General features: G+C 75.8%; 9 protein-coding genes. 6 read left to right on the top strand and 3 right to left on the bottom strand.

The window, feature by feature from the left end; translation table 11 throughout:
• Positions 1-43 precede the first annotated feature (43 nt).
• Both AB0K37_RS38150 and AB0K37_RS38145 read right to left on the bottom strand, forming a co-directional pair.
• Complete coding sequence (locus AB0K37_RS38150; protein WP_363989973.1) at positions 44-742, bottom strand: iron chelate uptake ABC transporter family permease subunit; 699 nt, start codon at positions 740-742, stop codon at positions 44-46.
• Entirely contained in the window at positions 739-1788 is a 1050-nt protein-coding gene (locus AB0K37_RS38145; RefSeq protein ID WP_363989970.1) for an iron chelate uptake ABC transporter family permease subunit, read from the bottom strand. The genes AB0K37_RS38150 and AB0K37_RS38145 overlap by 4 nt, the downstream gene beginning before the upstream one ends.
• 126 nt (positions 1789-1914) lie before the next feature.
• On the opposite strand from AB0K37_RS38145, the gene AB0K37_RS38140 reads away from it, so the two are divergent.
• The 6 genes from AB0K37_RS38140 to AB0K37_RS38115 all read left to right on the top strand — a co-directional run bounded on the left by AB0K37_RS38140 (position 1915) and on the right by AB0K37_RS38115 (position 6918).
• Positions 1915-2589 carry a TetR family transcriptional regulator gene (locus AB0K37_RS38140; protein ID WP_363989967.1) on the top strand — a complete coding sequence of 225 codons (675 nt, stop codon included), beginning with the start codon at positions 1915-1917 and terminating at the stop codon, positions 2587-2589.
• A complete protein-coding gene (locus tag AB0K37_RS38135; RefSeq protein ID WP_363989965.1) occupies positions 2582-3484 on the top strand; it encodes an ABC transporter ATP-binding protein in 903 nt (300 codons plus the stop codon). Before AB0K37_RS38140 ends, AB0K37_RS38135 begins: the two co-directional genes overlap by 8 nt.
• Complete coding sequence (locus AB0K37_RS38130) at positions 3481-5118, top strand: ABC transporter permease (RefSeq protein ID WP_363989962.1); 1638 nt, start codon at positions 3481-3483, stop codon at positions 5116-5118. Before AB0K37_RS38135 ends, AB0K37_RS38130 begins: the two co-directional genes overlap by 4 nt.
• A 112-nt stretch (positions 5119-5230) precedes the next feature.
• Positions 5231-5626, top strand: coding sequence for an STAS domain-containing protein (locus AB0K37_RS38125; RefSeq protein WP_363989960.1), 396 nt, complete (start codon positions 5231-5233; stop codon positions 5624-5626).
• 88 nt (positions 5627-5714) lie between these two features.
• Positions 5715-6275: an oxygenase MpaB family protein gene (locus tag AB0K37_RS38120; protein ID WP_363989958.1), complete on the top strand. Its 561-nt coding sequence runs from the start codon at positions 5715-5717 to the stop codon at positions 6273-6275.
• Positions 6276-6288: 13 nt separating this feature from the next.
• Entirely contained in the window at positions 6289-6918 is a 630-nt protein-coding gene (locus tag AB0K37_RS38115; RefSeq protein ID WP_363989955.1) for a TetR family transcriptional regulator, read from the top strand.
• A gap of 23 nt (positions 6919-6941) precedes the next feature.
• Here the strand turns inward: AB0K37_RS38115 and AB0K37_RS38110 are convergent.
• Positions 6942-8591: ATP-binding protein (locus tag AB0K37_RS38110; RefSeq protein WP_363989952.1), on the bottom strand; the 1650-nt coding region annotated here is incomplete at its 5' end.

The raw sequence follows: 8591 nt of genomic DNA, 5'->3' as shown, positions 1-8591 counted from the left end.
CGCCACGCACGCCGCCAAGCCCCGAAACCCGTCCTATCGCAGGTCAAAACGCGGGCCCGGGCATGCCAAGCGACCGGGCCGGCAGCAGCGCCGCGGGGACGAGCACGGCCAGCGCGAGCGCCAGCGGGACGGCCTGGTCCCAGTCCCGCCCGTTCAGGCTGCCGGTCAGCCAGAACGCGGCCTCGTAGGCGTCGCGCAGTTCGGCGCGGGTGATGAGGTAGGAGTTGAGCGCCTCCAGCATCGCCGCCGCCGCGACGCCGATCAGCACGAGCCGGACGCCGTGCACGCCCCCGCCCCGGCGGTAGGCGACCAGGTACACCGCGAGCGCCGTCAGCACCGCGCCCGCGACCGAGCTGGCGGTGACCGCGACGGCGCCGCCGCCGAACACGAGGATCTGCAGCAGCGCGCCGGTCGCCGAGCCGGTGGTGAAGCCGATGAGGTCGGGACTGCCGAGCGGGTTGCGGGAGATGCTCTGGAAGACGGCCCCGGAGAGGCCGAGCGCCAGACCGGCGAGCAGGCCGGTGACGGCGCGGGGCAGGCGCAGGGTCGTGACGATGAAGTCAGTGGCGGGGTCGCCCTTGCCGAGCAGGACGCGCACCACGTCCGGCGGCGCGATGGGGAACTCCCCCGAGCCGACGACGAGGACGGCGGCGCACGCCGCGACCGCCGCCAGCGCTCCGCACACGGCCGCCGAGCGCGGCTCCCATCGCAGCGACACCCCGGCCGCCCGGACGACTCTCACAGCTCGCGCGTCCTCCCCCTCCGGACCATCACCGCGAACAGCGGCGCCCCAAGGAACGCGGTGACGATGCCGGTCTCCAGCTCTCCGGGCGCGACGACGCGGCCGAGGATGTCCGCGCCGAGCAGAAGGACGGGCGCCAGCAGCAGCGAGTAGGGCAGGACGAGCCGCTGGTCCGGGCCCACCGCCGTCCGGACGATGAAGGGGACGGCCAGCCCGAGGAAGGTGATGGGCCCTGCCGCCGCCGTGGCCGCCCCGCACAGCAGCACCACCGCGAGCGCCCCGAGCGCCCTGGTCCTGCCGGGACGGGAGCCGAGCGCGCGGCCCGCGTCCTCGCCCAGGCCGAGGGCGTTCAGCGGGCGGGCGAGCGCCAGCGCGAGCAGCGTCCCGGCGACGATGAACGGCAGGACGCGCAGGAAGACCGGCACGTCGCGGCCGCCGAGCGTGCCGACCTGCCAGAACCGGAAGCCGCCGAAGGTGCGCGGGGTGAACAGCATCACGCCTGCCGTCATCGCGCTGAAGACGGCGTTGACGGCCGCTCCGGCGAGCACCAGCCGCGCCGGGGACGCGCCGCCGCGCCCCCGGGCGCCGATCAGGTGGACCAGGGCCGCCGCGCCCGCCGCTCCCAGGAAGGCCGCCCACACGTAGACGAGCAGGTCGTCCACGCGGAACGCGCCGATCACGAGGACGACCGCGAGGGCCGCGCCGCCGTTCACGCCGAGCAGGCCCGGCTCGGCGAGCGGATTGCGGGTGAGCGCCTGCATCACGGCGCCCGCCAGCCCGAGCGCCATGCCGACGGCGACGCCGAGGAGCGTGCGGGGCAGCCGCAGCTCGTGGACGATCAGCTGCGCCCGGGAGCCGTCGTCCGGGGAAAGCACGCCGGGGAGCACGTCCGCGAGCGGGACGTCTCCGGCACCGATCGCGAGGCTCGCCCCGACCGTCAGCAGCAGCACCGCCGCCAGCAGGCCCAGCCCCCACGGATGCGCAGCGCGCGACGGCCCCCGCCGTTCCGGGGTTCTCGGCGGGCGTTCTCGCACGGGGGGAGGCACGTGGTAAGGCTAGCCTAAGCTAACTCGCCCCCTCAATGCCCGACACCGCCCGCTCGCACCCATTGACAATACAGACGTATGGTATACATTCGTATTGGAAATTGAACGTTCGTATTGGAGGCGGGGATGGCGAGGACCGGCCGGACCGCGGGCCCGGCGCCCGAGGACCTGACGGCGCGGGCGAAGATCCGGGACGCGGCGCTGCTGCAGTTCGCCGAGCACGGCACGAAGGGCGCGACGTTCCGCGGCATCGCCGAGGCCGCCGGGGTGTCGGTCGGGCTCGTCCAGCACCACTTCGGCTCGAAGGAGGAACTGCGCGAGGCGTGCGACGCCTACGCGCTCGACACGGTCCGCCGGCTCAGCTCGACGGCCGCCGGCGAGGCGATGGGCGACCCCGGCTTCCTGGCCGCGACCGTCCGGACCGACCTGCCCGTCCGGCGCTACCTGGCCCGCGCGCTCGTCGACGGCTCGGCGGCGGCGGCCCGCATGTTCGACGACCTGGTCGCGGTCACCGAGCGGTACCTGGCCGACCCGCCGCCCGGGACCGCGTCGCCCACCACCCGCGACGCGCGGGCCTACGCCGCCGCGATCGTCGCGATGACGACGGGGATCGAGGTGCTGCACCAGCACCTCAGCCGGGTCCTCGGCACCGACACCTTCACCCCCGAGGGGTCGCTGCGGCTGCGCCGCGCGATCCTGGAGATCTTCGACGACCGGATGCTCGACCGGGACACCGTCGCGCGCGCCCACGCGGCGATGGACCGGTACGAGGCCGGTCTCAAGGGAGACGACGATGACTGACGTGATCCGGGCCGAAGGCCTGGTCAAGACGTTCGGCCCGACGCGCGCGCTCGACGGCCTCGACCTGCGCGTGGCGCCCGGCGAGGTGCACGGGTTCCTCGGCCCGAACGGCGCCGGGAAGTCCACGGCCATCCGCATCCTGCTCGGGCTGATGCGCGCCGACTCCGGCGCCGCGAGCCTGCTCGGCGGCGACCCGTGGCGCGACGCCACCGCCCTGCACCGCCGCATCGCCTACGTCCCGGGCGACGTCACGCTGTGGCCGAACCTGTCCGGCGGCGAGGTCATCGACCTGCTCGGACGGCTGCGCGGCGGGCTCGACGGGGGCCGGCGCGACGAGCTGCTCGGCCGCTTCGAGCTCGACCCGAAGAAGAAGGGCCGCGCCTACTCCAAGGGGAACCGGCAGAAGGTCGCCCTCGTCGCGGCGTTCGCGTCCGACGCGGAGCTGCTCATCCTGGACGAGCCCACCTCGGGCCTCGACCCGCTCATGGAGGAGGTCTTCCAGGAGTGCGTCCGGGAGGAGAGGCGCGGCGGGCGCACCGTCCTGCTGTCGAGCCACATCCTCAGCGAGGTCGAGGCGCTCTGCGACCGCGTCACCATCATCCGCAAGGGCCGGACGGTCGAGACCGGCACGCTCGACGAGCTGCGGCACCTGACCCGCACGTCGATCCACGCCGAGCTCGCCGCCGTCCCGGACGGCGTCCCGCTGCCGGGGGCGCACGACGTCCGCATCGACGGCACCACCATCGCGTTCGAGGTCGACACCCCCGAGCTGGACGCCGCGCTCAAGGAGCTCACCCGGATCGGCGTGCGCACCCTGACGAGCCGGCCGCCCACGCTCGAAGAGCTGTTCCTGCGCCACTACGAGGACGACCTCGCCGGGGAGGCCGCGTCATGACCGCCACCACCCTGCACGCCCCGGCGCGGGCCGCCGGCCGCGACCGCGGCCTCGCGGGCACCGGCATGCTGATGAAGATCTGGCTGCGCCGCGACCGCGTCATGGTGCCCGCCTGGATCTACGGGCTGACCGCGCTCGTCTCCAGCACCGTCTACAGCTTCAAGCACGAGTACGACACGCCGTCGGCGCTCGCGAGCTTCGCGCGCGGCATCAACGACAACCCCTCCACGCGGGCGCTCTACGGGCCCGTCCTGAACGACGGCGGCTTCGCGGGGCTCAGCGCGTGGCGGATCGGCGCGACCGGCGCCGCGTTCACCTGCGTCATGTGCGTCCTGCTGGTCGTCCGGCACACCCGCGCCGAGGAGGAGGCCGGCCGGCTGGAGCTGGTCGGCGCGGCGGCGGTCGGGCGCCGCGCGCCGCTCACCGCGGCCCTGCTGACCGCCGTGACCGCCGCCGGCGCCCTGGCGGCCGTGGCCGCCCTCGTCATGATCCTCTTCGGGATGCCGGCGGCCGGGTCGGTCGCGTTCGGCCTGTCGTGGTTCGGCGCGGGGCTGGTGTTCTCCGGCGTCGCGGCGCTCACCGCCCAGCTCGCCGAGACCTCCCGGCTGGCCAACGGCCTGGCGTTCGCCGTCCTCGGCGCGTCCTACCTGCTGCGCGGCGTGGCCGACGCGGGCTCGGCGCACTGGCTGTCGTGGCTGTCGCCGATCGGCTGGGCGCAGCGCGTCCGGCCGTGCGCGGACGAGCAGTGGGCCGTCCTGCTGCTTCCCCTCGCCGCGTTCGCGCTGCTGGTCGCCGCCGCCTACCTGCTGACCGAGCGGCGCGACCTCGGCGCCGGGGTCCTCGCCCCTTCCCTCGGCCCCGCGCACGCCCCGCCGTCCCTGCGCGGCCCCTTCACCCTGTGGTGGCGGCTGCAGCGCGGCACGCTGCTCGGCTGGTCCGCCGGGTTCCTGGTGTACGGGCTGGCGATCGGCGGCGTCGCGGACGGCGTCGGCGACCTGGTCAACGGCAGCGACGCCGTGCTGGACGACATCCGCAAGATGGGCGGCCAGCAGGACATCGCGGACGCGTTCCTCGCCACGGCCATGGGGCTCATGGCACTGTTCACCGCGGCCTACGCGGTCCAGAGCGTCCTGCGGCTGCGCGCCGAGGAGAGCGGCGGGCGCCTGGAGCCGGTGCTCGCGACCGCCGTCGGCCGCACCCGCTGGGCCGTGGCCGGCCTGGCGAACACCGTCGCGGGGACGGTCGTCATGCTCACCGCCACCGGCCTGGCCGTGGGCTTGGTCCACGGCGCCCGCTCCGGCGACCTGACCGGTCAGGTTCCGCGCCAGCTCGGCGCGGCGCTGGCCCAACTCCCGGCGGTCTGGGTCGTCGCCGCCACCGCGATGCTGCTGTTCGGCGCACTCCCCCGCGCGGCGGCCGCCGGATGGGGGATCCTCGCCGTCTTCCTGCTCCTCGGCCAGGTGGGGCCGCTGCTGGGGCTCCCGCAGGCGGTGATGGACCTGTCCCCCTTCACCCACACCCCGAAGCTGCCCGGCGGCGACGCCGGCCCGCTCCCCCTCCTCGCGCTCACCGCGGTGGCGGCCGCCCCGACCGCGGCCGGGCTGGCCGCCTTCCGCCGCCGCGACGTCGCCTGAGCCCCGCCCCGCCGGGGTTCCCGGGCGGGCGCCGGCAGGCCCGCCCGGGAACCGGCATGACCTCTCCTTTCACGGGTACTCCGCAACCTTGCGACTACGGGAGGTGATCGTCATGTCCATCGGAGCCGGCCAGACGCCGGAGGGGACCCCCGTCGATCCGCTGCGCGTCCGCAGCGACGTCCGCGGCCCGTGCCTGCTCGTAGAGGCGGAGGGGGAGCTCACGATCCTCACGGCCGACGCGCTGCGCGAGCACGTCCTGGCCGACATGCGGGCCATGAGCGGGCCGCCGCTGATCGTCCTGGACGTCGGCGAGGTGACCTTCTGCGACTCCTCGGGGCTGAACGCGATGATCACTCTCTGGAAGGCCGCCCACGCGGCCGGGGGCGAGTTCGTCCTCGCCCGCCCGGAGCGCCGGTTCCGCACGATCATCGAACGCAGCGGCCTGGACCGGCACCTCATCGCCCACCCGACCACCGAGCAGGCCCTCGAAGCGCTCTCCGCACGCTGAACCCGCGTGCCGCGTTCGGGGCCCTTGCCCCCCGCTCCCGTACGGTGATACGAAATCCGTACTATCGTCTCACCGACGGCGAGGGCCCATGCGACGCCTCGACTCCCCGCCCCCCGGATCCGCGACCGGCGGGCGCCATCCCCGGCCCCTCGTCTCTCACCTGGCGCTACGCGGGCGACTGGCGCGGCGTGTTCACCAGCAGGTCCACCCTGCTCCTCCAGGTCGCGCACCCCGTGGTGGGCGCGGGCGTCGCGGAACCGGACGGCACCTGCCGGACGGGCCGGCCGCCTTCCGCGCTTACTTCGACGGCATGGTCGAGGACCGCCTGGAGCGCAACGCGACCGTCGACCAGCTCATGCGGCTCGACCGCGAGCCGCTGCCGCCGCCCCCGTTCTGGCCGCTGCCGAGGGCCGCCTGGACGGGGCTCGCGCTCCCGCCGACGCGGCTGCTGCGCGCGACCGGCATCGCCTCGCTCCCGCCCGTCCTGCGAGCGCGGTTCGGCCTGCGCTGGTCGAGGTCCGACCAGCGCCGCTTCGAGGTCTTCGCGCGCGGCGCGCGGCTCGCCCACGCCGCGACCCCGGCCCCGCTGCGGGTCTCCCCCGTCGCCGCCCGCGCCCTCCGCTCGGACGGGCGGGCGCGCGGCGGCTAGAGTCGGCCGCACGATGACGAGCGACGACGAACTCCTGCGGAGCCTGCTCACCGGCGGCCCCGAGAGCGAGCCGCAGACCGACCGCATCCTGGACGCCGCCCTGCGGTCCTTCGAGACCTACGGGCCGCGCCGCACCACCATGGACGACGTCGCGCGCGAGTCCGGCCTCGGCCGCGCCACGATCTACCGCCGCTTCCCCACCAAGAACGACCTCGTCACCGGCGTCCTGCTCCGGGAGGCGCGGCGCTTCTTCGCCGAGCTGGACGAGGCTGTCGCGGCGCTGCCCACCCTGGAGGAGCGCCTCGTCGAGGGCTTCGCCGTCACCCTGCGCATCAGCCGGGAGCAGCGGCTCATGACCCGCCTCATGTTCGTCGAACCCGAGCTGTTCCTGCCGCACTCCACGGTCAAGGCCGGCCCCCTGCTCGCCGCCGCCCGCGGCTACCTCGCCGGCCGGCTGCGCACCGCGCAGCGCCTCGGCGCCGCCCCGGCGGACGTCGACCCCGAGGTCGTCGCGGAGATCCTGGTCCGCCTCACGCACTCCCTCGTCCTCACCCCGGACGGCCACATCCCCCTCGACGACGCGGGCGCCCGCGCCTTCGCCCGCCGCTACCTCCTGCCGATCGTCCGCAACACCCCCTCCTGACCGCGCGCCGGGTCGCGGCGGGGTCAGGCGCCCTCTCCGGACGGCAGGACGATGCGGACCGCGGTGCCCTCACCGGGCGGGCTCTCGACGGTGACGCGCCCCCGCAGCGCGCGGACCCGGTCGGTGAGACCCGCCAGGCCGCCGCCCGGGTCCGGGGCGGCGCCGCCGACGCCGTCGTCGCGGACCTCGGCGGCGATCCCGCCCGGTCCCGGGCGGACGGTCAGGTGGATCGCGTCGGCCCGGGCGTGCTTGAGGGCGTTGGTGAGGGCCTCGCAGAGCGCGAAGTAGAGCGTCGACTCGATCTCGGGCGGGAACCGGTCCGCGGGCATGTCGAGATGGACGGGCACGGGCGTGCGGGTGGCGACCAGCTCCATCGCCGGGGCCAGCCCGGCGTCGGCGAGGATCGCCGGGTGCATGCCGCGGGCCAGGGCCTCAAGCTCGGCGACCGCCTCGGCCAGCTCGGCGCGGCAGGTCCGGGCCTGCTCGCGGGCCCGCGGGTCGGCCGCCGCGGCCTCCAGCCGGACGAGCATCTCCTCCAGGGCGTGGAGCCGTTGCTGCGCGCTGTACTTCAGGTCGGCGGCGAGCCGCTCGCGCTCGGCCGCCTGGATCCGCACCAGGCGCTCGCGCGCCTCGCGCGCCCGTTCCAGGTTGGCCTGCGCGGCGGCCTGGAGGCGGACGGTCTCCAGCGCGCGGCCGCCCGCGACCAGCGCCGCCTCGACGAGCGGCTCGTGGTCGCGGAGCGCGGCGGCGAGGTCGACGGTGGCGAGGGGCTCGCCGCCGGACGTGCGGACCCGGTGCCGCCAGCGTCCCGCCGCGCCTCCGGGCGCGTCGCTCATGCGGCGGCCGTCCACGTCGACGTAGCCGCCGTCCGCCCACATCCACAGGTCCAGGGTGCCGTCGCCCAGGACGGCGCGGAGCGCGTCGCGGACGCGCGCCACCGACACGGGGTCGGCGAGCAGGCGCTGCATCCGCTCGGCGACGGTCAGCTCGGCCAGCCGCGCGCGCAGCGCGGTGCCGAGGAACGCCAGCGGCAGCACCGTCGCGAAGACGCCCTGGAAGAGGTACACGTCCAGCACGTCCGCAAGGTCGGGGTCGCTGCCGATGAGCGTGCTCTGGACCACCAGGGCGCCGGTGACGCCGAACGTCACGGCGACCGCGACGGGGACGGCGAGCGCGCGGTCCAGCCGCCCCGTGCGCGGCAGGCGGGCCACCAGGATCACCACGAGCGCGCCGGCCAGCACCGCCATCGCGCCCGCCAGGCCCCGCTGGACGCCGTGGAACACCTCGTGCCCGGGCCGCAGCGCCGGCCAGGTCGCCGACGCCGCGAAGCCGTTCCAGGCCGGGCGGGAGACGGCGCACAGCAGCGCCTGCCCGCCGATCATGATCAGAACGGCGGCGGCGGTCCAGAGCCTCGCGGCGGCGCCCTCCAGCCGCCCGGCCGGGTACAGCAGCACGCCGATGCCGACGGCGAGGAAGAACACCGACTGGGCGAACACCGACACCAGCGGAGCCGCGCCCGCGTTCCAGGCCGCCGCCCAGGTGACGGCCCACGCCGCGGCGGCGGCGACGAACGCCGCGCCGGTGCGCCGGGCGGTCCGCCCCGCCGCGAACAGCCCGCCCGCGACGGCGAATCCGCCGCAGCAGACCAGGGTGACGGCGGCGGCGACGGGCTG

It is taken from the genome of Actinomadura sp. NPDC049753, assembly GCF_040674655.1.
Classification (GTDB): domain Bacteria; phylum Actinomycetota; class Actinomycetes; order Streptosporangiales; family Streptosporangiaceae; genus Spirillospora; species Spirillospora verrucosospora.
The sequence above is the reverse complement of the archived record's forward strand: the minus strand, read 5'-3'. Positions and strand labels throughout refer to the sequence as shown.